A 22844-nucleotide genomic window follows, 5' to 3' on the forward strand; every position below is an offset into this window, starting at 1 on the left:
ATGGAGAGCACGGAATTCACACTCAGGCCTTTATGGCATTACAGATTGGCAGTGGCACAATAACCAGACTTTTACCCATAGATTTTATTTATCTGCTTTGGGCATGGGCCCAGGGCGACTAGATCGCGCCAATCCGCAGAGATTCGGTCCGCTACTGGCCATACACACTTCGCTGAAAACAGCCTAGTCTTTAAAAAGCTGCACCCAACCTGCAGGAGGAAGCCATGCTCAGTATCGGTTCCGACACCGTCTGCCGCCTGATCGAGCTGGCGCGGGAGTTTCACGCCCAGGAAGAGGTCTCCATACCGGAGGAACCCGCCAATCCCAGCGGTGACTGGGCGGTACAAATGCTGGCCAGCCACGCGGGCGACGCCAGCCTCCAGGAATTCAAGGCTATCATCGCGGACCTGGAGCCCGACCAGCAACTGGAAGTGGTGGCCCTCCTGTGGCTGGGCCGCGAGGATTTCAGCAAAGGGGAGTGGCGGGATGCCCTCGAGCAGGCCGCCGACAGCTGGAATCCCGAGACGGCGGAATACCTGATTGCCCACCCGCTGCTGGCCGACTATCTCGAGAAGGGGCTGGACCTGTTCGGGTACCGCTGCAATGAATAGCGGGTGTCTGGACAGAAGTTTGTGTGCGGCCGGGAGGGCTATCCCAAAGCCGTCCCCTGGCGCAAAGACTGGATTGACCGCCGGGGGTAGGAGGGTTCTGGCAAAGCCAAAAGGAAGATATAAGCGCCACGAGCCCTTCCGCCCACCCGGTGGAATTTGTTTATTGGGCGTAATGTGAACTATTGCCGCAATTGCTCACCTATTAAATGCCCCAGTAATGATAGGATGAATCGCTCATTCAGCCTGGGCCGCACAGTAGCCTGATCTCCCAAGAGTTCGCCCGCAAGAGGCTTCTCCATGGCTTAATCCGGTTACAGCTCCAGACCTGCGCTTGAATATAAGCGCGTTCACAACACTTCCAGACAGAAACCACACAAGGATGTTCGGCAATGAGAATCAGTGCTGCCGTCGGCAACAGAGCCCCCAACCATTTCACTGACGTAAAGACAGTTCAAGCCCTTCTCAATCGACACATAGGAGCCATGGTCCCCCTGCTTCCCCTCAAAGTGGACGGGAGTTGCGGGCCGATTACCATCGGCGTTATTGTCGAGTTTCAAAGACGCATCGCTGGCTTCAAGCGGCCCGATGGTCGTGTCGACCCCGATGGCAGGACTTTCAAGTCACTTTGCACGGGCGGCGAACAACCAGCAACCGGTGGGAGGGAAGGCACATTTTCCCCAGCCTTGCTGGAAACTCAGATTTTTTACCGGTCCGAAAACAACGGTAAACATACGGCAGAACAGCACCGGCAGATTAATATATTGACTGAATCTGATTACCAAAAGGCCGCTACCTTAATTGGTGTGGAAGTTGCCATCATCAAGGCAGTATCCTCTGTCGAGAGCCGGGGCAATGGATTCCTTTCCAATGGCAAGCCCAAGGTATTATTCGAGGGTCACTGGTTTTCTCGTCTCACGAAAGGCAAGTTTGATGAACGGCACCCCACCCTGTCCTACAAGAAGTGGACGAAGGTACATTATAAAGGCGGGACCGCCGAGTATCAGCGCTACCGTTCCGCCTTTGCCTTGGATGCAGAAGCGGCGATGAAATCCACGTCCTGGGGAAAATTTCAGATCATGGGCTTCAATCATGCAAAATGTGGCTACGCCGACGTGAAGGATTTCGTTGCCGACATGTATAAAAGCGAGGCATTTCATCTGCAGGCGTTCGTAAAATTTTTACGAGATACCGGCCTCGATAGACACCTGAAGGCGAAGAACTGGGCCGCGTTTGCCAGGGGCTACAACGGACCCGAGTATGAGAAAAACAAGTATGATGTACGCATGAAACAAGCTTATGAGGCATTTTCAACGGAAGGTTCATTGACATGAGGAGAATAATTGCGGCGCTATTGTCATCGGTTCTAGTCATCGGTTGCGATTCGAGCGCCACACCAAGCCGTAAATCCACCGGTGAAGAAAGTGATAGCACCCCGGCACTCGTATCTGTTGTCGAGAAGTCCAAGAAAATCGATGACCCCAGCTCACCGGTGGGCTATTGGGAGGTGACAAAATCTTTTCCAAAACTGTCTGAGACCCACAGGAGCGCCGGGAAGGTCAATGGGCTCATCGCGAACCTAATGGAAAAGTACAGTTGCGATACCAGTGGCGACGAGACGTTTACCGCGGAACTGACCTACTCTTCACCCAAGATTTTGAGCTTCCGCTACGAATCCATGTGGATGTGCCCACCGATGTGGTCGCCGGACAGTGATGAAGGGGCGCTGACTATCGATTTGGACAATGCCAAAGTACTGGACATCGACGAGGAGTTTTCCAGTAATGAAAGCCGGGAGGCCGTTCTTTCACAGGCCAGGGAAAAACTCAACGAAAAGATTGCAATGATCGAGAAAGACAATGGTGTCGACTGTACCAACAGCGGACCGGTTGACGCCTTCTACGTCACAAAATCAGACATTATTTTTATGCACACTGCGGACGAACATAGTGAAGCCGTATGCAGTGCTTCGTTCAGTTTTAATAAGCGGGATATTGCAAAATACCTTAAATCAGGCAGCAGCCTCCTGAACGATTAACCCGGCGGGCCGGCGGCACGCCCCTGTGCCGCACTATGAACCCGATTTATTTGGTGCCGGGTTGATAGCCACTATAGGGAATGGTTGTTCCTGGCCACCGACAGATAGCCCAGGTAACGCTCCCGAATCTCCCGTACATAATTGACCGGCTCGCGCCCACGCACATAGCCGAAGCGCGCCCGGCGGTAGTTCTCCGGCTGGGACAGCAGCAGCATCGCCTCTTCCACATTGTCGAACCAGCGGTTTGGGTCCCTGCCCAGTCGCGCGGCGAGCTTGCGCGCATCCATGACGTGGCCGTGGCCGGCGTTGTAGGCGGCCAGGGTGAAGTAGATTTTCTGGTCGAAGGGCAGGTCGCGCGGGAAGCGCTGCTCCAGCCAGTCCAGGTAGGAGACGCCCGCGCGAATGCAGTTTTCCGGTTCGAACAGATTGGTGATACCCATCTGCCGCCCGGTGCGCGGCAGCACCTGCATCAGGCCCTGGGCACCGGCGAAGGATTCGGCGCGGGGATTGAACTGGCTTTCCTGGTACATCTGCGCAACCACCATACGCCAGTCTCGGTCGGCGCGGTCGGCGTGCCTGCGCACTATGGGGTCGTAGGGGGACAGTTGATCGATGCTGCGCAGGCGCTCCCCCTGGTGGCGGCGGATGCGCTTGGCGTTCTTGAAGTACTTGTTGTAGGTGACGTTGAAAAACAGATCCCGGTGATGTTTCTTCAGGAAGCCGTTGAGCCGCTGCAGCAATTCCGGCTGATCCCCGCGCACCGCCCAGGCGATATCGCGCTCGCCGGGCAGTTCGCCCACCACGGTGAAATCGTCGCGGTAGGTGCGCTCTATGGCTACCAGGTGGGAATCGGCCACCGTGTAGGGGTAGTCTCCCCGCACCACGGCATCGATCAGCTGCTCGGTGGTGGCCCCCTCTACCGCTACCACTTCCATCGGCTCGGGCTGCTCCCCGGCCAGTGCATTGAGGTGGGCGTAGAAGCTGCTGAGGGGATTCACGGCCACCTGCTGTCCGGCCAGCAAATCCGCCGCCGGCGTTTTCGCACTGCTTCGCTCCTCCCTCTTCGCGGCGATCAGCTGTTCGGTCACCTTCAGGTAGGGGCGCGAGAAGACCATTCCCTGCTTGCGGCGGGATTCGGTGACGGTCAGCGATGCCGCCACCATGTCGCCCATGCCCGCGTTCAGGGCCTCAGCCAGATCGACGTCGGGGCCGGGCACCACCATGCTCAGGCGCAGATCGTGCTCGCGGGCAAACTGTTTGAGCAGGTCGTAGTCGAAGCCCATCAGCTCGCCGCGCCAGATAAAGTAGGAGGCGGGGTGGTTGCGGGTCAGTACGCGCAGGGTGCGGCTCTTTTGTATCTCTGCCCAGTCGCGCCGCGGCCGCTGCTGTTGCCGGCTGGCGAGCAGGTGTTCCGAGGTGAAGAATTCATTCAGGGCGCGCTCCAGCCCGGTTGCATCGCGGCGCACGGCCCAGGCGATAGCGCGCTGGGATTCCAGTTCGGTGCTGGCGACCAATTGCGGATAGAAGGGCAGCAGCGCGTCGGCGAGGTTGCTGTCGATCACGGTGGCCGGATACTCACCGGAGGCTACCGAGGCCAGCAGGTCGTCGTGCTCTATCGGTTCGTCCAAGTAAGTAATGGCATAGCGGTCCCGGCGCTCGCCGGCAGACAGCGTCTGTGCAAAGGCGCTGCCGCGGCGCACCGCCACCTGCAGCGGTTCGTTGCCCTCCTGGTCCGGACGCGCATCGCTGCGCGTCACCAGCAGCTCGCGCACATACTGCAGGGCGCGGGTGAACGCGACCTGCCCGGCGCGTTCATCGGTGCGGGAAAAGTTGGTGGCTACCACGTCGCCGCGCCCCTGCACCAGTGCCGGTATCAGGTCGGAGAAGCTGTCCACGTACACCCACTGCGGCTCCAGTCTGCGGCTGTGCGCGAATTTCTCGGCCAGCTGCCGCCACTCGCTGCTGGGCAGGCCGTCACGGGGCAGCGAGTCGTCCGCGGGACCGCGCGGCGCCAGCAGGCGCAGCACGCCGCGTTGGCGGATTGCCGATAGATCGCCAAGCTCGATGTAATTCTCAAATGCGGACGGCTCCGTCGGGGACTGTTCCTGCACCTGCTGCTGCGGCGTCGGCGCAGCCTCCGCTTCGCTTTGCTCGCGCTGTTTTTCGCAGCCGGGCGCAATCAGGAGTGTCGATAAAGTGAAGACCAGAGCGGGGACAAATTTGTACTTCACACTTCTACCCTTTCCTTAGTGGCTTTTTTTTTCGAGCCTGGTGAGATTATGCCATGACTGGCGCGATCAATTCTTGGGCATTGGCAATCGGCTCGGCCGTGGGGCTATAGTCAAGGATTGCGGATACGTTATATAAATGGGGCGGGGAAGGAGGAATCCGTTTTGGGCTTCTACGAAAATCACTGCCTGCCGCACTTGATCAATTGCGCCTGCGGTCTCACGGCCATCCAAAAGCAACGCAGCCTGGTGGTACCTCAGGCGTGCGGCCGCGTACTGGAAGTCGGGTTCGGCTCCGGCCTCAACCTGCCCTTCTACGACCCCGCCAAGGTCGAACTTGTCTGGGCGCTGGAGCCCTCGAAGGGGATGCGCAACCGCGCTCGCGGGAACGTCAATAATTCCCCACTGGAGATCCGCTGGCTGGACCTCCCCGGCGAGGAGATTCCGCTGGAAAATAACAGCGTCGACACAGTGCTGCTGACCTATACCCTGTGCACCATCCCGGACTGGCACAGGGCGCTGGAGGAAATGCGCCGGGTGCTGAAGCCGGACGGGGAGCTGATCTTCAGTGAACACGGCAGGGCACCGGATGCCGGAGTCAGGAAATGGCAGGACAGGCTGAACCCCTATTGGGGCAGGGCCTTCGGCGGCTGCAACCTGAATCGGCCGATTCCGGTCTTTATCGAGGAAGGCGGCTTCGAGATTCAGTCTATGGAATCGGGCTATATCCTTTCGCCGAAATTTGCCGGTTTTAATTACTGGGGTATGGCCAGGCAGGTTTAAGTCTTTGCGGTAAAGCCCCGGGGCTGTAGGAGCCTGCTTGCAGGCGAACAAGGGCGGAGCTTCGTAGCCATCGCCTGCAAGCAGGCTCCTGCATTGTCACCACAAACAAAAAGCCCCGACCTGCGGCCGGGGCTTTTTAATCTCTGCAAGCTTAGCTCTCGTTCTGCGCCAGCTTGGTCCGTTCCTTTTCTTTCTTTTTGGACTTGGGTTGCAGTTCCGCCAGCATCATCTTCATCTGCTGGTACTCCTCCTCGCTGCTCATTTCCAGCAGCAGGGGCTGGGCGACGCGGGCGAAGTATTCGGCATCTTTCTGCTCGTAGAGTTCGCGCGCCAGCCACTGGGCGATGTGTTGCTCGCGCGGCGCGCGCAGGTAAGCCTGCTCGAGCATTTCCACGTATTTCTCCCGAGGGTAGTCGAGCATCTCCATGCTCATGGCGAGGCCGAACCAGTGGGAGGCGGTGTCGGCATCGTTGTTGACCAGGTATACGAACTTGTCGCGCGCCCGCTTCAGGCTCTCGCGGTCGCGCGCCTCGCCCGGCAGATTGATCTGGCGGTTGAGATTGAGCCAGGCATCGGTCCTCTGGTACCAGAAGTTGCCGCGGTCCTTCGCCGGCACCCTGGCGAGCAGATGTTCGGCGCCTGCAAAGTTGCCGATGCGGGTTTCCGCATCCGCCTGGATAGCAGTCAGCTCGGGACTGGCGATGCCCTGGGCCTGGGCGTAGCGCACCAGTGCGTGCAGGCTTTCCAGGTTGTAGCCGGACTGCACGATGAAGTGTGCAACTTCCGCCACGGCGCGCTGTTGTGACAACTGGCGCACACTGGGCTCAACTTCCCGGAAATCCGCCGGAATGGGGCCGCTGGCCATGTCGAAGCTGCCGTCCTCGAACATCGCCTGGTATTGCTTTTCTATCTCCGCCAGGGACATGCCGAGGGACTTTTCCAGGGCTTCCACCGGGTCGGCGCCGTTATTATAGGCCTTCACGTATTCCTTGAACTCCTCTGTCTTGCCACTCTCCATGATCAACCAGTGGGCCAACATCCAGCCGCTGGCATAGACGCCGGGCTTCTCCTCGTCCGGGATGTTGTAGACGGTTGCGCGCAGCAGCTGCTCCAGCGGCATCGGGCTGGTGAACAGCAGGGTCATGGCGCGCTCCTTGGGAACCCCACCCAGCTGATAGACACCGCTGTCATTGAAGGTCATGGTAGACATGAACTCGGCAAAGCCCTCGCTGTACCAATAGGGGTAGTGGGTGGTATTGCCGTTGTAGCTCAGGAAGTGGGTGTACTCGTGGAAGAGGAACTCCCGCGCCGCCAACTGGCGCTCGCCGCTGCGGCCATCCAGGTTCACCAGCGCATAGCTGCCCTCGGCAGTGGTGTCGTAGAGACCATTGGTCACCTCTGCCAGCTCCCCACCGACCAGACCCGCGTAGGTCTGGCGGTCAGCGGCGGCGTAGATGGTCAGCTTGTCGTCCTGGGCGCTCGACGCATTGCCGAGCAGTTCCAGGGCTACCGCGCGGTAGCGCTCCAGATCCGCGGCGAGGGTTTTTACCGCTTCGGGATCGCCATTGGTGACGATGCGGAAGTTAGCGCTGTCAATCTGATACCAGGTTTCCTCAGCCAGGTTCTGCTGGGCGCTACAGGCCGTAACGAAAAAACCGGAAAAAATTACCAACAATGCGAGAGTGCGATAGAACATAGTTCTGGCCACCGAGTCGTTTTTTGCTGAGCCCTCCGTGGCAAAACATGGAAGCCAACACACTACCGGTTTTTGCTGTACAAAAAAAGAACAATTTTAGACCAGCACTCCGATTCCGTTGGATTTTTTCGAACTTAAAAGTCCCTACAACCCAGTGTCTCGAGCCCTGCAAGTAGATGTGGCAAACGTCAATGACCGAGACCCACTTCTCAGTTTTCTTTCTCCAGGCTGTGCAGCCGATGGCCGTGGCTCTTATATTGGGCAAGCGACCAAAAAAGACTAAATGGTCACAAAATAATTAAATAATAAATCCGATGAGAGAGAAAAGATGAAGACCTCACCGCTACTGGCGCTGCTCGGCGGCGCCCTGCTGGCGGCGCAGAGCTGGGCCGCGCCGCAATTCATTGCCGACCTGGATATCCCCTCCTTCGACGGCACAGAGCTGGACGCCAACCTGTTCGTGCCCGACACCCCGCCCCCCGCCGGCGGCTACCCGACGGTACTCTTCACCAACAGCTGGGCCCTGGACAAGCACCAGTACCTGCTGCAGGCCACCGCACTGGCGGACAACGGCTACCTGGTGATGAGCTACTCCACCCGCGGCTTCGGCCACTCCGGCGGTATGGTGGATGTGGCCGGAGCCAACAGCCTCGCCGACGCAAGCGTGCTGATCGACTGGCTGGAGGCCAACTACCCGGTGGGCAAGCTGGGTATGGCCGGTATCTCCTACGGCGCCGGCATCTCACTGCTGGCCGCGGCGGCGGATCCGCGGGTGGACGCGGTGGCGGCCCTGTCCGGCTGGTCCGACGTGGTGGAGGGGCTCTACCCGAACGAGACGGTGAACCTGGTGTGGGGCACCCTGCTGGTGAACACCGCCTTCAACCGCGAACCGATCGTCGACCGGATATGGAACGACCTGCGCAGCGGGCAGAATATCGACGGCGTCATCGAGTTCGCCGCGCCCCGTTCTGCGCTGGGCTTCGTCGACGCCCTCAATGCCAACGGCACCGCCGTGCTGATGTCGAACAACTTCGCCGACTACCTGTTCAAACCCAACAGCATGACCGACCTCTACACACTGCTGGAGGGCCCGAAAAAACTGCTGCTGAACCCGGGCACCCACGCGGTGACCGAAACCCTGGGCGGCAACGGCGGCCACATCTGGGCCAGCGGCTTCCGCTGGTTCGACCGCTACCTGAAGGGCGAGGCCAACGGCATCGACAGCGAGCCGAAAGTGGACATGAGGGTGCGCATCAGCAACCGCCTGGAACAGTTCGACGATTTCCCGGTGACACAGAATGCAAGCCACTGGTACCTGCACCCGCGCCTGACCTACTTTGGCAATGGCAGTCTGAAGAGCAGCCCCTATTCCGGCTGGAGCTGGAGCAATAAGTTCCACGGCGGCGCCGACACCGCGGCTGGCACCGGCATCCCGATAGTGTCCGATGCGCTGGAGGGGCTCGGTATCCCGGTCTACACCTATATGCCCGCGATCAACGGCTACCACGCGATCGAGTACCAGTCGCCGCTGCAGTGGAGCACCCTGGAAATCCGCGGCACCCCGTCCCTGGAAATGTGGATAAAACCGAGCAAGCCGGAAGTGCAGCTGCACCTGCACCTGTACGACACGGATCCCCTCGGCATGGGCCGGCTGATCACCCACGCGCCTATCACGCTGCACGATGCCGAGGTGGGCCAGGAGCAGAAAATCAGCGTGGAGTTTTTCACCACCAGCTACGACGTACCGGTGGGACATAGGGTGACCCTGGCGATAGATACCGAGGGGCTGATCTACCAGAAGCCCGCGGATACCGACTACGAGATCGAAGTGCCCTACCGGGGCAGCCGGGTTTCCAAGCTGACGGTGCCGCACCTGTAGCCGGCCCTTTTGGGCGAACACAAGGTTCGCCCCTACACGTCGAGCGCAGTGGCAGGCACAGACCGATCAGCACCTGCCAACTCTCTCCATAGGGGCGAACCTTGTGTTCGCCCGCTCCCACCTTCGGCAATCCCACCCCGAGCCGCTACAATGGCACCTTCGCCGACACACCCATTCAAAAACAACTGAGTTGCTATGAACAAGACCATCCTGCGCAGCCTGCTGGCCGTGCCGCTGCTGGCACTGGCGGCCTGCGGCCCGTCTGAGAAGGCCACCGAAGAACTGAAAGCAGAACTGGAAGAGAAGCCGACCACGGAAGCGGCCGCCGAACCGGTGGCGGAAAGCAGCATCGATTACAGCGACGCGCCGGCGGGCAAGCTGCCGGACGGCGTGCGCCCCACCGCCTACCGGCTGGACCTTCTGCTGGACCCTAAGCGCGACGATTTCTCCGGTCAGGTGGAGATAGATATCGAGATGACCAGCGCCGCCGACCATATCTGGCTGCACGGCAAAAACCTCGATGTCAGCGAGATAACCGCAGTTCTCCCGGATGGCAGGCAGGTGGCCGCCGAATACCGGGAGGTGCTGGACAGCGGCGTGGCCGCGGTCAGCTTCGCCGAAGCGCTGCCCGCGGGCACATTCACCCTGCGCATCGACTACAGCGCCGCCTACGACCGCAACCTCGCCGGCCTGTTCAAGGTGGAGGAGCAGGGCCAGGCCTACGCGCTGGCGAAATCCGAATCCATCCAGGCGCGCAAGTACCTGCCGGGATTCGACGAGCCGGGCCTGAAGGCGCCCTTCGATATCACCCTCACCGTGCCCGAGGGCCATGCCGCCATCAGCAACGGCGCCGAGCTGAAACGGGAGCCGGCCGGTGAGGGCCTGGAGAAGGTCACCTTCGCCACCACCCGCCCCATGTCCACCTACCTGCTGTCCCTGTCCGTGGGCCCCTTCGACGTGGTGGAGCGCCCGGCGATTCCGGCCAACAAATACCGCAAGGATCCCATACCGCTGCGCGGCTTCGCGCGCAAGGGCCGCGGCGGCGACATGAATTACATCCTCGATATCACCCCGCGCATGGTGGAGATTTTCGAGACCGAACTGCAACGCCCCTATCCGTTTGAGAAACTGGATATCGTCGCCGCGCCCCAGTGGCCCAGCGGCGCCACCGAACTCTCCGCGGCCATCACCTACCGCGAACAGCGCATCCTGGTCGGCGACACGCCGGCCCCCGGCGCGCGCCTGGACCTGCTCGGCGTGCACGCCCACGAGATCGCCCATATGTGGTTCGGCAACCTGGTCACCCCGCCCTGGTGGGACGACCTGTGGCTGAAAGAGGGCTTCGCCACCTGGGGCACGCCGCTGGCGCTGACCATCTTCGAACCAAACGGCGGCCACGACCTCAACGCCGCGGTGCGCGCCATCAGCGCCATGCAGCTGGACTCCCTGGCCAGCACCCGCGCCATCCGCGAACCGATTGCGGACAACAACAATATCCGCAACGCCTACGATGCCATCACCTATTCCAAGAGCCTGGGTGTGATCCATATGGTGGACAACTACTTCGGTGCGGACAAATTCCGCCCGGCGCTGGGTCGCTATATCGAGACCTTCGCCGACGGCGTGGCCGACTCCCCGGCCTTCTACGAGGTGATCGGCGAGGAGACCAATACCCCGGAACTGACCGAGACATTCCGCAGTTTCGTCGAACAGAAGGGCGTACCGCAGCTGGATATCGTCGTGGACTGCGCAGAGGAGGGAGAGGCGAAACTGCTGGTGCGCCAGCACCGCTACAAACCGCTCGGTTCGCCGATACCCGACGCCGACCAGTACTGGAGTATTCCCTTCTGTTTCAGCAGCAGCGCCGACGCACAGCAGTGCCTGATGCTGACCAGTGTCGAGCAGGAAGTGGAAATCCCCGGCGGCGCCTGCCCGCAATGGCTGATGCCGAACGCCCAGGGCAGTGGCTACTACCGCTGGAGTCTGGCGGAGGAGCAGTGGCGGGCGCTGGTGGAACGCTTTGCGGAGTTCACACCCACCGAACAGCTGTCCATTATCGACAGCGCCTTCGCCGCCTTCGAGGCGGGCCAGCTGCCGGAAGCCCTGCTGCTCCAAGTGGTGGAACAGTCGGCAAAGGCGGACAAACGCCAGGTGGTGGTCGCACCGCTGCGCTATTTACAAAAATACGGGCAGAATTACCTGAGCGAAGAGAAGCAAGCGGAGTTTCTCAACTTCACCCAGAACCTGTATCTGCCAATACTGGAGAAAACCGCCGACAGTCCGGACAGCGAGGAGCAGCTGCTCTACAGCGAACTGCTGAGCTTTATGGCGCTGACCGCCGGCGATGAGGACGCACGCAAGACGCTTGCGGACAAAGCCATCGCCTTCACCGGCTTCAAGCGCGAGCGCGATCCCGAGGCGCTGGACTCCGACCTCTACGAGGCCGCATTGGCAGTGGCGATACAGGATGCCGGCGACGACTTCCTGGACCACCTGATCAAGGTGCGCGCCGAGCTGGACGACCCGCGCTTCGACAACGCCAGCGCCAACGCCATAGGCCGCAGCGAAAACCCGAAGCAGCTGGATAAAATCCACCAGCTGGCCCTTAGCGGGGACATGGGCTCCCGCGAAGCCTTCGGCCTGATCCAGCGCGCGCTGGCGGAACCGGCGGTGCAGGACGAAAACTGGCAGTGGCTGCAGCTGAACTTCGACAAGGTGGTGAACAAGATCCCGGAACAGTGGCGCCGCCAGACCCCGGCCTTCGCCCGCGCCTTCTGCGACGAGGAGAAACTGGGGCAGGTGCAGCAGCTGTTCAAACAGCATGGTCAACTGGCGCCCGGTTACCAGCGCAGCCTGGCGCAGACACAAGAGCAGATTCAGTTGTGTATGGCGTTGCGGGAGAAGGGGGAGGCGCTGATTGGGGCTCTGCCTAAAACGGCGAATTAAGCAACTCTTACAAGCGCCGATCGCGGCCATGGGCCGCTCCTGCAGGGGGAATTAAGAACCTTGTAGGAGCAGCCCACGGCCGCGATCAATCTATCCAGCCCCACTGGCGCCCTGCCATTCGCCCCACAGGTAGAGGGAAATTCGGTTAGGCCTTCTGCTGCTTGCGCAGCCGGAGCGCCAGCCAGATCATCGGCAGGCCGAAGAGTATCGCGTAGATGCCGATCAACCACACCAGCGCCAGGGCGCCGGCGCCGGGGTTGGCGAGAATGGCAAAGCCGAAAATCATCGACAGCAGACCAATGGCCATCAGCAGCCACTCGTTGCGGATCTCCTTGCGCAAGAGGAAGGCGCCGATGATTTCAAACGCACCCCGCACCAGCGCCCAGGCGCCGATAAAAACCACCAGCACCAGCGCGGTGATCTGCGGATAGGCGAAGGTCACGATACCGGCGGCGACGCTGATCAGTCCGCCGATAATGAGCCACCACAGCGGCGTGGCCTTGTGGCGCCCCAGCACTGCGGCAATCAGCGCGACGAAGCCGTCCAGCAGCGCATAGATACCGAACAGCACCACCAGCGTGAGCAGCGACAGGCCCGGCCAGACGAAACACAGTATACCGAAGATCACGGCGGCGATGCCGCGCAACAGCAGCAGCCACCAGTTTTCCGACAGCACCCGCAATATCGGGCGGGTCGCCAGGGTGGGCTCCAAATTGGGATCGGTAGGCATGGGTTCGGCCTCTCGTCTGAGCTAACGATGAGCTATTGAAGTGTCGTCGCCCACAAAATCCAAGTTTTCCGGGAAAACGTTCTCCACAGGCCGCCAGGCGCCGGAAACAAGGGCGGCCCGTGGACGCGACCGGGCAGCCGACTCTGCAAAGGCTGCGGTCGCGACCACGGGCCGCTCCATGGAGTGTAGTTATCTATCCAGGCTCCCGCCCAGTTACGCCCGCCAAGTAGGCCCTGGCCTTCTGGCCGACAAAGCGGCGGCCGGGATTCTGGCCACTCTCCCACTCCTCGGGAGAAAAGAGATCAAAGAGTCCGACCTTGATCAGGGTGGGGATGGCCAGTTCGAGCTCCCGCTCGACCTGGCCCCTTTCGCCGCGATTGTAGAGTTCGACATTTCTCAGCATGGTGGCGACAGTGCCGGTCTGCACCCTGCTGCCATCCCGAAGCGTCACCGCCGGCAGGCTTTCGCCCTCGGCGACAATCTTGCGGTTAACAGCTCCCAATTCCTCGGTATGTTCGGGTCCACTGCTGGACATTCACAACTCCTTCTTTGAATACCATCGAGTCTTCAGAATGGAAGGGGGGCGCTGCGGCGCTCCCCCAAGTCGTTTTCAGGATCAACCCAGCGCGTTGATCACACCGCGCAGCTTGTCGACGATCGCATCTATCTCGTGCGCCTCGATGATCAACGGCGGTGACATGCACAGGGCATCGCCAATACCGCGCGCCATCACGCCGGCGTCCCAGGCCATGCCGGAGACCTTGCCGCCGAACTTGCCCTTCAGCGCTTCCGGCGCACGCAGCTCGATGGCGCCGACCAGGCCGTAGTTGCGCACGTCGATCACATTGTCGAGATCGGCGAGGCTGTGCAGCGCGTTTTCCCAGTGTTTGCCGATATCGCCGCCGGCGCGGGTCAGCAGGCCCTCGCGCTCGTAGATATCCAGGGTCGCCATGCCCGCGGCACAGGCCACCGGGTGCGCGGAGTAGGTGTAGCCGTGGAAGAATTCCACCGCGCCTTCCGGGGCCGCGTCCATCACCGTCTTGTAGATTTCATCCTTGATAAACACCGCGCCCAGGGGCACCGCCGCGTTGGTGATGCCCTTGGCGGAGGTGATCATGTCCGGGGTCACGCCCCACTCGATGGAGGCGAAGGCGGAACCGGTGCGGCCCCAGCCGGAAATCACCTCGTCGAAAATCAGCAGCAGGTCGTGCTTGTCGCAGATCTCGCGCAGGCGCTGCAGGTAGCCTTTCGGCGGCAGTATCACACCGCCGGCGCCGGCGAAGGGCTCGACGATCACCGCGGCTATCTGGTCGGCGCCGTGGAAGGCCACCAGGCGCTCCAGGTCTTCCGCCAGTTCCACGCCGTGCTCCGGCAGTCCGCGGCTGAAGGCGTTGCGCTCGATATCCAGGGTGTGGCGCATATGGTTGGACTTCACCGGCTGGCCGAACGTCTGGTAATTCGGCGCGATACCGCCGACGGAGATTCCGCCGAAGTTTACCCCGTGGTAGCCCTTCTCGCGGCCGATAAACATAGTGCGGGTACCCTTGCCGCGGGCGCGCTGGTATTGCAGGGCGATTTTCAGCGCGCTCTCCACCGCCTCGGAACCGGAGTTGCCGAAAAACACATGGTTGAGGCCGTCCGGGGTGTGCTTCACCAGCCGCTCGGAATATTCAAAGCTCAGCTCGTGGCCGAAATTGAAGATGGAGCTGTAATCCAGTTTTTTCGCCTGCTGGTGAATCGCCTCGGCGATTTCCGCGCGGCAGTGACCGGCGTTGGAGCACCAGAGGCCGGCGGTGGCATCGATAATCTGTCGGCCACCTTTTTCGGTCAGGTAGATGCCCTCGGCGCGCTCGACGATCCGCGGCGCGGACTTGAAAGTGCGGTTGGGGGTAAAGGGCATCCAGAAGGCTTCGGTTTTCAGTTCGGACATTTTTTCGCTCCGCGGTTTCCCTGTGAATTCGGTTAAATTTTCTGGCTTGGTTGGGCGAACACAAGGTTCGCCCCTACAGAATTAATTTTGTGGCCTGGCTCTACCACTGCACTGGACCCGTAGGGGCGAACCTTGTGTTCGCCCTTTTGGGATCAGGCACCAAAACAGCAATACTTGGTCTCGTAAAACTCCGCCATCCCCTCGACACCGCCCTCGCGGCCGATGCCGGATTCCTTGCAGCCGCCGAAGGGCGCCACCGCGGTGGAGAAGACGCCGGTATTGCAGGCCACCATGCCGTATTCCAGCGCCTCCACCACGCGGTTGGCGCGGCGGATATTCTCGCTCATCACGTAGGCGGCGAGACCGTAAGGTGTGGCGTTGGCGCGGCGGATGACATCCTCCTCGTCGCTAAATTTCTGCACCGGCGCCAGCGGGCCGAAGATCTCCTCCCGGGCGATGCGCATCTCGTCGGTGACACCGGTAATCAGTGTAGGTGCAAAATAGTTTTCGCCCTGTGACAGGAAATCACCGCCCAGCTCCACTTTCGCGCCGGATTCGATGGCATCCTGCACCAGGCCGTTGACCCGCTCCGCGGCGCGGCGGTGGATCAGCGGGCCGACGGTCACGCCCTCGTCGCAGCCGTGGCCGACTTTCAGTTCGGCGACGGCCGCGCGCAGCTTCCCGACAAATTCGTCGTGCACCGATTCGTGCACATAGATACGGTTGGTGGACACGCAGGTCTGGCCGGCGTTTCGCATCTTGGTCGCCACGCAGGCACTGACCGCGGTGTCCAGGTCCGCGTCGTCGAAGACGATAAAGGGCGCATTGCCGCCCAGCTCCATGGACATCTTCTTCACGCCGCTGGCGCACTGGGCCATCAGCAGTTTGCCCACGGCGGTGGAACCGGTGAAGGTGAACTTGGCCACCCGCGCGTCTTCGGTCAAGACCCTGCCGATACCCGCGGCGTCGGATCCCACCACCATATTGATGGTGCCCCTGGGCAGGCCCGCCTCCTCGGCCAGCTGGCACAGGGCCAGGGCGGACAGGGGCGTCTCCACCGCCGGCTTGATCACGACGGTGCAGCCGGCCGCCAGCGCCGGCGCCGCCTTGCGGGTGATCATCGCATTGGGGAAGTTCCACGGGGTGATGCAGGTGACCACGCCCACCGGCTGGCGGATGGTGTTCAGGCGCATGGCCGGGTTGTGGGTGGGAATCGTCTGGCCGTAGGCGCGGCGGCACTCCTCGGCGAACCACTCGATAAAGGAGGCGCCGTAGAGGATCTCGCCCCTGGCCTCCGCCAGCGGCTTGCCCTGCTCCAGGGTCAGGATGCGCGCCAGGTCGTCGGCGTTGTCCACAACCAGCTGGTACCAGCGCTTCAGCACCGCCGCGCGCTCGCCGGCGGTCTTGCTCCTCCAGGCCGGGAAGGCCGCACTGGCCGCGGCCACCGCCGCCTCGGCATCGGCGGCACTGCCGTCGGCCACCCGGGCCAGCAGCTCGCCATTGGCCGGGTCCCGCACCTCGATGGTGGACGCCCCGTCACGCCACTCGCCGTCGATATAGTTCTGAAGCTTCAACAAATCTTGATTCGCCAGTTGCACCGCGTATCTCCTTGCAATTATTGGTCTGAACAGCTGCTACCGCGATTCTGGCGTGACCGGGCAGCGGCGAATAGTAGTATCTTTCCAACTAAAATTTACCTTTATCAAACTTTCCCCTAAGCTGGGCAAATCTTCTTTGTAGGAGCGGCGGGGCGGCCATCCGCCGCTGGCCGCGATCAGACTCGCCCTTGGCACCGACTCCCGATCGCGGCCACGCGCCACACCTACACAAAGCGAGCCCCAAACCATGAGCAAACCAAAGACCACCCTAACCGGCCGCCTCACCGACATGGACCTCCGCCTCCTGCGCGTCTTCCGCGAGGTAGTCCGCGCCGGCGGACTGGCCCCCGCCGAGGTGGCCCTGAACATCAGCCGCTCCACCATCAGCGTGCACCTCTCCGACCTGGAGGCCCGCCTGGGCATGCAGCTTTGCCTGCGATCCCGCGGCCGCGCCGACTTCAAGCTGACCCGGGAGGGCGAGGCCGTCTACCGGGCCATCACCGAGCTGGACGGCCACCTGGAGGCCTTCAAGAGCCAGGTCAACGCCATCCAGTCGAGCCTCACCGGCAGCCTGCGCATAGTGCTGCCGGACGACGTACTGGAAATCCCCCAACTGGACCTGCCCGCCACCATCGCCCGCATCCGCGAACAGGCCCCGCAGCTGCAGCTGGACGTCCAACTGGCCGCCCCCCAGGAACTGGAACTGGAAATCCTCGCCGGCCGCGCCGACGTCGGCATCAACCCCCTCCACTCCCGCCGCCCCGGCCTCGACTACCGGCCCCTGTTCCACCACCAGTCACTGCTCTACTGCGGCAGCCAGCACCCCCTGGCCGGCGCGAAGGAAGTAAGTGAGGAATTGCTAACCCAACAGGAACTGGCCGCCCCCAGCCACGCGGTACTCTCCGGAGCGGCACACCTGTACCGACTCTTCCCCCATAAATCCACGGCCAACCATATGGCCGCGCGCCTGGCGATGATATTGTCGGGCCAGTTTGTGGGCTTTCTGCCGGAGTACCTGGCGGAGCGGTATGTACAGAGTGGGGCGCTAGTGGCGCTGCACCCGGAGCGGTTTCGGTATCGGATTCAGAATGCGGCGACTTTTAAGCGGAGTGCGGTGGAGCATCCGGCGGTGAGGCTTTTTCTGGATTCACTGGTGATCAATAAATAGACAGAACTTTCCTTGGCGAGGCGAAGTTACTCCACCGCGAAACAACACCCAAACAGCTAGTCAGATCTGTACACTTATGCCCAGATATAGACAAAAGTTCCTAGATATGGACACCGTGTGTATATATGCACACGCCTTTGAATTAACTGTTATACGTTGGTCAAAGTAAGTCTAATTTCGACCCAAAGCGGACATGAAATATGAATCAATGGCTAGGACATGAAAGCAGAATACTTAGGCGCTAGGGCCTCCAATACTGGCGATGATTTTCATGAATGGTGGGCGCTTTGTTTAGCATTACAACTGCTTGAACCGGACACATCTTTGGTTGCCGTAACAGTTGAAGGTGTAAATCTTGATGATAAAAATACTCAGGGATTGACGGAATGGGACTCCGTTGATTGTGGCTTATTTTATGGTGGCCATACAGTAGAGCAAGCTGAAAAAGTTGTCATTGAGCAGTTAAAGTATTCTTCATCAACGCCTGAAAAGAACTGGACTGTTTCGGAGCTAACAAGCTCCAAGTCGAAGTCTTCAAATAGCAGCATTATCAAGGGACTTGCTGATTCATTTAATGCCATATTAAAAACCAGGCCAGATCTGATCAGTGCTGCTGGGCTAACAATCAGGCTAGTCAGTAATCGACCTATTGGCGTAGACCTTCAGAAATCCCTTTCCAGTACCAGTAACAAGAAATATGAAACGTTGAGAGTCGCCAGTGGCCTCAATAAAATAAATTTCAAGAAATTTATTAAGCTCTTTGACTTTTCTGACTGTGGTACGGGGTCTCGCTTTGAGCAAGAAGAAAACGCGATTAATGAAATATTAAATCTAACACATAGTGCTGATCGAGGGTTTGTGTTGGATTTGAAAGATCGTGTTCACAAACTGATGCTACCGGAGGCTACAGGAAGTTATATAACTAGAGAAACAGTACTGACATGGATGAATGTGTCTGACCCTCTTGCTCTTTTCCCATGTCCCCCAAGACTCAAGGCAGTAGAAAATCCAGTTAACAGAAATGCTGCCATTGCGATACAAACTGCAATGGTCAATGGTGATCAATTTATCTGCTTGCATGGCGAAGGTGGTAGTGGTAAGACGACCGTATTAAAGCAGGTTGAAAGTCTATTACCCGAAGGCTCAGTCATGATTACATATGACTGTTATGGCGCTGGCACTTATTTGGATAGTGAAGCGTATCGGCATAGACCAAAAGATGCCTACTTGCAAATAATCAATGAAACCTCGGCTCGATTGCGATTACCTTTGTTGATTAGCCAGGATAATTCTGTAGATTTTATTAAGGCTTTTTCACTAAGAATCGAAAGTGCAAGCAAAGTTTTAGAGGCGCAAGAAGATAATGCATTGTTGGTCGTCGTTATTGATGCTGCGGATAATTCTGTAGCAGGTGCAAATCAGTGTAAACCAGAAGAAATCAGTTTCGTTCATGAACTGATCAAAATCGGTAATCTGCCGACTAATGTTCGGCTAATGATCTCTGCAAGGACTGGACGTTTAGATTCCTTATCTATTCCATCTAAATACACCTCGGTAGAAATTTCCAATTTCTCATTGGAAGAAACAACACTCAATGTATTAAACCGATTTCCCGGCGCAACCGCAGCATGGATAGAGGATTTTCATAATCTATCTAATCAGAATCCACGAGTACAAAGTTACGCATTCGACTATGCAGTATCAGAACCGGGCAAAGCGATTGAGTTTTTAAGACCCAATGGAAAGGGATTGGATCAAATCTTTGAAGCTCACTTTGAAGAGGCGATTTTGAAGGAAGGTAATTCTGACGTCTTGTCTCTTGTTTGTTCATCGTTAGTAGCACTACCTGCACCAGTTCCAAAGCAACATTTAGCTAGTGTTGTGGGGATATCAATTGAAAGGGTTAATGATATTGTCTCTGACCTTCCCGGAATGCGTGTTCTTGAAGATAAAGTAGGATTTCTTGATGAGGATGTTGAATTCTTTGTCAGAGAAAAGGCGAAACCAAAACTGCTAGAGGCTCATAAGCGTTCAGCAGCATATTTCAGCGCTAACCATGAGAATGATGAGTATTCAGCAATGCACTTGGCTTCAGCACTATTTTCAGCTGGGCAAGGGCAAGAAATTATAAAAATCATAGAGGAGAATGAAGCGCCAAAAGCTATAAAAGACCAAATAATTCGTCGAGAAGTGCAACGTCAGAGGTTGCAACTCGCAATGAAAGTGTGTCGATCAGCAGGCGAACCAGCAGATGCGATATTTACCTTGTTGGTTGGTGCTGAAGCTATTAAAACAGATTATGCCGTAGACAAAATTATCGCTGAAAACCCGGATTTATCCGTCCATTTTGCGTCTGATACTGTAGGACGAAATATACTTTATTCGTCAAAAACGTATGAAAATCATGGCAGGTTCTTGTCGCATATTATTGCTCGTGATGCAGCTGACAGAGACTTTATCGCTGCTCGTGAAAAGAAACGCATTCTTCGTGAATGGATGAATCGAAGAAGTGAGGATATTAAACGCCAAGAAGACGAACAAAGTGAGCGCCAGTTTTCGCATATAGAGGCTTGGCCATTAGAGCTTGAAGATATTGCCGCCGTTGCTCATTCAGTGCTGGATATGGAGGGCTACCAGGCTACATACGAGTTCATTTGTGGTTGGAAGCCGAAAAGTATCCATTACGAAGTCGCGCTCAGATTATTGGATCGCCTATTGTTATCGGGCAAGGCAGTCACAATTCAAGAGTTTTTGAATAGTGACTGTATGCCAGAGCCTTGGTCATCGCTATTCAGCATACCTTTAGCGCTTGTCGGTAATGACATTAATTATACTGCTCTTGAAAAGTCACTGTGCAGCAAGGAAATACTGAAGTATTGTGATTTAAAAGAGCTGGAACGGAACACCTCTGAATACGCAGACGGTTTCAGCTATGCGGAAATTCTACTTAGTGGCTGTGAAATATTGGCTGCCAATGGAATAGATTTATCCTCTGTTGAGCCAATCCTTGAGTATCTATGTCCGGATAGATGGCGTTTAGTCAATAATATCTTCATACATGACGTTCTTAAAAATGATGTTGCTTTTAGGGCTTACTCTTTGTTGATGCGTCATCGTGGTCTCGACGCCACAATAGAATCGTATTGGATTGATACGGAAATACCTGATGATATTGATGAGGCGGAAAAAAATAGACAGAAACAAAAGTTATCGGAAAAGCACAAAGAAATAAATGAAAACCTGTCAGGTTTAATATCTGTTTATGCTGTTAGAGCGGATGTTTTGCTGTCCAATATCTTGCCGGAAAATACTGAAGAGAAAGTTAAGGCCGCACTAAGTTCTTTGTTTGCAAATTCCTGGAGGATGTCTAGGGATCACTATTTTGAATCCATATGTAGTCAGCTTTCTTTATCAGTAGCCAAACTGTCTGTTGTGCCTGATATCGATATGAATACAGTACTATCCTTGTCTAAGGCTACGTTTAAGCAATGGCCGTCAGTATATTCTCCCGGCCAGCGTAAACTCATTGCAAGTTTAATAAAAATACCGGAGTTGAAACCGATAGTTGTTAAGGATATCTACGATCGCTCAGTTGAAGTGAAAAATCTAAAAGCAGCGGCGAACGAAAAGATCAACATTCTTTTGGATTTATCCAGGACTTTGCTTTTTGTAGATAATGACGAAGCTAGAGAAGTATTTAAAATAGCAGTTGATATCGCTAATGACGTTGATGTTGATGCTATGCATGATGTGGCTCTATTTTCAGCGTTATCCAAAAACGCCAAAAACCACTTTTCGCCCGCAGAATCGCAACAAATGGCAAGTCATGTGGCGGCGATAATAACGGAGTACGGCACTCTTCTTGACGGCTATGATAATTTTCCTTGGAATGATGCAATTTCTGCTGTTGCTATATTGGACATGCCGAAAGCGATCAGCCTTATCGGGTATTGGGAAGATTGTGATTTGATTCAAGCCAGCGAATCTCTTCCTGCGTTGATGTCTACGGGTATTTCAGAGGGAACTATAAGCTCTGCGCAAGCTGCATCCTTGCTTAATTTATGTGACGATTTGAGTGAGGAGCTTGTGGCTAAATTAGCGTCAGCTACAACCGTTCAAGAAGCTAGTCAATTGATAGAGGAAATTGCAAAAGCTGAGTTGTTGAGATTCAACAAAAGTGGCAGCTCAAAAGTATGTCGGGAGTTAAATGAACTAGTTCCGTATAGTGATAGTAGTGAATATTGGCATTCAGCACTTAATCAATTGATTGAATTTAAATCACAAACCGAAAAAAGCACCAAGACCAAAACCAGCAACGACAAACTTGATTCGACAACCAGGAAGTTAAAGGAGCGCGAGTTCCTTGGAAATATAAAATTGGCGGAAATTTCCTTTGCTTCACCTTCCGATTTTATGAATTCAATTCACACCAAGCGAACAGAAGTTAGGGGTGAAGATTTTTATATTGCCAGCGATGACATATTGAGATCTTTAATCAGTCGTTTGGAATCAAAAGATCGTATTACCTTTCTAGATTTTTTGACCGATGAACATGTAATTGATGATCTTGGCTATACATGGGCTAAAACGTTAATTGACTGCATTGACTTATGGATAGAGTCATCTCACGCCATATCTGCTTGGAGAGAGGAAAATCTGCCAATCCTAATTGCTAATCACTTGGGTGAGTTTTCTTATGGTGAAAATTATGGCTACGACAAACGAATGCTGAAAGATGTTATTCATAACCTCGAGTTAAACAAAGAAGAAACGGTTAGCTTGCTGCTGGAGGGATTAGAAAAAAACTCCGAAATTTTGTCCTTACCTAAGCTATATTCGGTGATCAGGCTGCTGACGGATTATTGCAGCGAGGAACAAATTGCAGATGTCACAATTCGTTATATTCAGCGACTAACTACACGGTTAAAACTTCCAACGAATAAAATTGAGTCTGAGCGTACAGTTGAATCAGCATTAGCATGCCAACTCTACTCGTTCTTAGGGGATGTAGATACCAGGGTGAGATGGCGAGCAGCACATAGTATTAGAGCGTCTGCCAGAATGGGAGATTTTAATGTAATAGTGGCGTTGACCGCTCTATATGACCGTAAGACAATGCCCGGCTATCGGAGACTGTAAATTAAATTGTGTAACTGCTCATGCCCCCGTACTCTGCACCGGAGGATACCATGAGCAGAACAATGGACAACAAAGATCTCGAACAGCAACTCCAGGCTCAC

General features: G+C 56.8%; 14 protein-coding genes. 8 read left to right on the forward strand and 6 right to left on the reverse strand.

What is annotated here, in order from left to right; genetic code table 11:
* Positions 1-224: 224 nt before the first annotated feature.
* From AC6R19_RS05825 to AC6R19_RS05835, 3 genes are all read left to right on the forward strand, one after another.
* Entirely contained in the window at positions 225-611 is a 387-nt protein-coding gene (locus tag AC6R19_RS05825; protein ID WP_500578781.1) for a DUF3775 domain-containing protein, read from the forward strand.
* Positions 612-1000: 389 nt separating this feature from the next.
* A complete protein-coding gene (locus tag AC6R19_RS05830) occupies positions 1001-1942 on the forward strand; it encodes an N-acetylmuramidase domain-containing protein (RefSeq protein WP_500578782.1) in 942 nt (313 codons plus the stop codon).
* Entirely contained in the window at positions 1939-2646 is a 708-nt protein-coding gene (locus tag AC6R19_RS05835; RefSeq protein WP_500578783.1) for a hypothetical protein, read from the forward strand. The genes AC6R19_RS05830 and AC6R19_RS05835 overlap by 4 nt, the downstream gene beginning before the upstream one ends.
* Positions 2647-2717: 71 nt before the next feature.
* Here the strand turns inward: AC6R19_RS05835 and AC6R19_RS05840 are convergent, their stop codons facing one another.
* A complete protein-coding gene (locus AC6R19_RS05840) occupies positions 2718-4877 on the reverse strand; it encodes an MltF family protein (protein WP_500578784.1) in 2160 nt (719 codons plus the stop codon).
* 162 nt (positions 4878-5039) lie between these two features.
* Between AC6R19_RS05840 and AC6R19_RS05845 the strand changes: the two genes are divergently transcribed.
* A complete protein-coding gene (locus tag AC6R19_RS05845; protein ID WP_500578786.1) occupies positions 5040-5657 on the forward strand; it encodes a class I SAM-dependent methyltransferase in 618 nt (205 codons plus the stop codon).
* Positions 5658-5808: 151 nt separating this feature from the next.
* Here AC6R19_RS05845 and AC6R19_RS05850 read toward each other — a convergent pair whose 3' ends face one another.
* Positions 5809-7353, reverse strand: a complete 1545-nt coding sequence (locus AC6R19_RS05850) for a hypothetical protein (RefSeq protein WP_500578788.1) — start codon at positions 7351-7353, stop codon at positions 5809-5811.
* A 328-nt stretch (positions 7354-7681) separates the two neighbouring features.
* Here AC6R19_RS05850 and AC6R19_RS05855 point away from each other — a divergent pair, with 328 nt between their 5' ends.
* Positions 7682-9232, forward strand: a complete 1551-nt coding sequence (locus AC6R19_RS05855) for an alpha/beta fold hydrolase (RefSeq protein WP_500578790.1) — start codon at positions 7682-7684, stop codon at positions 9230-9232.
* A gap of 195 nt (positions 9233-9427) precedes the next feature.
* Entirely contained in the window at positions 9428-12178 is a 2751-nt protein-coding gene (locus AC6R19_RS05860; RefSeq protein WP_500578792.1) for a M1 family metallopeptidase, read from the forward strand.
* 145 nt (positions 12179-12323) lie between these two features.
* On the opposite strand, the gene AC6R19_RS05865 is transcribed toward AC6R19_RS05860, so the two are convergent.
* The 4 genes from AC6R19_RS05865 to AC6R19_RS05880 all read right to left on the reverse strand — a co-directional run bounded on the left by AC6R19_RS05865 (position 12324) and on the right by AC6R19_RS05880 (position 16415).
* Complete coding sequence (locus tag AC6R19_RS05865) at positions 12324-12908, reverse strand: HdeD family acid-resistance protein (RefSeq protein WP_500578794.1); 585 nt, start codon at positions 12906-12908, stop codon at positions 12324-12326.
* A gap of 193 nt (positions 12909-13101) precedes the next feature.
* A complete protein-coding gene (locus AC6R19_RS05870) occupies positions 13102-13443 on the reverse strand; it encodes a DUF7709 family protein (RefSeq protein WP_500578795.1) in 342 nt (113 codons plus the stop codon).
* Positions 13444-13524: 81 nt separating this feature from the next.
* Positions 13525-14838: an omega-aminotransferase AptA gene (gene aptA / locus AC6R19_RS05875; protein WP_500578796.1), complete on the reverse strand. Its 1314-nt coding sequence runs from the start codon at positions 14836-14838 to the stop codon at positions 13525-13527.
* Between the two features lie 152 nt (positions 14839-14990).
* The gene (locus AC6R19_RS05880; protein ID WP_500578797.1) at positions 14991-16415 is read right to left on the reverse strand and encodes an NAD-dependent succinate-semialdehyde dehydrogenase; all 1425 of its coding nucleotides are present in this window, start codon (positions 16413-16415) and stop codon (positions 14991-14993) included.
* Positions 16416-16683: 268 nt separating this feature from the next.
* On the opposite strand from AC6R19_RS05880, the gene AC6R19_RS05885 reads away from it, so the two are divergent.
* On the forward strand, positions 16684-17604 hold the full coding sequence (locus AC6R19_RS05885) for a LysR family transcriptional regulator (RefSeq protein WP_500578799.1): 921 nt from the start codon (positions 16684-16686) through the stop codon (positions 17602-17604).
* Between the two features lie 219 nt (positions 17605-17823).
* On the forward strand, positions 17824-22743 hold the full coding sequence (locus AC6R19_RS05890; RefSeq protein ID WP_500578801.1) for an ATP-binding protein: 4920 nt from the start codon (positions 17824-17826) through the stop codon (positions 22741-22743).
* Positions 22744-22844 lie beyond the last annotated feature (101 nt).

The organism is Microbulbifer sp. SE14 (assembly GCF_059834885.1).

Excerpts from the sequence above, each read along its gene's own strand:
- AC6R19_RS05825 (WP_500578781.1), top strand. The coding sequence starts at position 225 with ATGCTCAGTATCGGTTCCGACACCGTCTGCCGCCTGATCGAGCTGGCG.
- AC6R19_RS05830 (WP_500578782.1), top strand. The coding sequence starts at position 1,001 with ATGAGAATCAGTGCTGCCGTCGGCAACAGAGCCCCCAACCATTTCACT.
- AC6R19_RS05835 (WP_500578783.1), top strand. The coding sequence starts at position 1,939 with ATGAGGAGAATAATTGCGGCGCTATTGTCATCGGTTCTAGTCATCGGT.
- AC6R19_RS05850 (WP_500578788.1), bottom strand. The coding sequence starts at position 7,353 with ATGTTCTATCGCACTCTCGCATTGTTGGTAATTTTTTCCGGTTTTTTC.
- AC6R19_RS05855 (WP_500578790.1), top strand. The coding sequence starts at position 7,682 with ATGAAGACCTCACCGCTACTGGCGCTGCTCGGCGGCGCCCTGCTGGCG.
- AC6R19_RS05860 (WP_500578792.1), top strand. The coding sequence starts at position 9,428 with ATGAACAAGACCATCCTGCGCAGCCTGCTGGCCGTGCCGCTGCTGGCA.
- AC6R19_RS05865 (WP_500578794.1), bottom strand. The coding sequence starts at position 12,908 with ATGCCTACCGATCCCAATTTGGAGCCCACCCTGGCGACCCGCCCGATA.
- AC6R19_RS05870 (WP_500578795.1), bottom strand. The coding sequence starts at position 13,443 with ATGTCCAGCAGTGGACCCGAACATACCGAGGAATTGGGAGCTGTTAAC.
- aptA (WP_500578796.1), bottom strand. The coding sequence starts at position 14,838 with ATGTCCGAACTGAAAACCGAAGCCTTCTGGATGCCCTTTACCCCCAAC.
- AC6R19_RS05885 (WP_500578799.1), top strand. The coding sequence starts at position 16,684 with ATGAGCAAACCAAAGACCACCCTAACCGGCCGCCTCACCGACATGGAC.
- AC6R19_RS05890 (WP_500578801.1), top strand. The coding sequence starts at position 17,824 with ATGAAAGCAGAATACTTAGGCGCTAGGGCCTCCAATACTGGCGATGAT.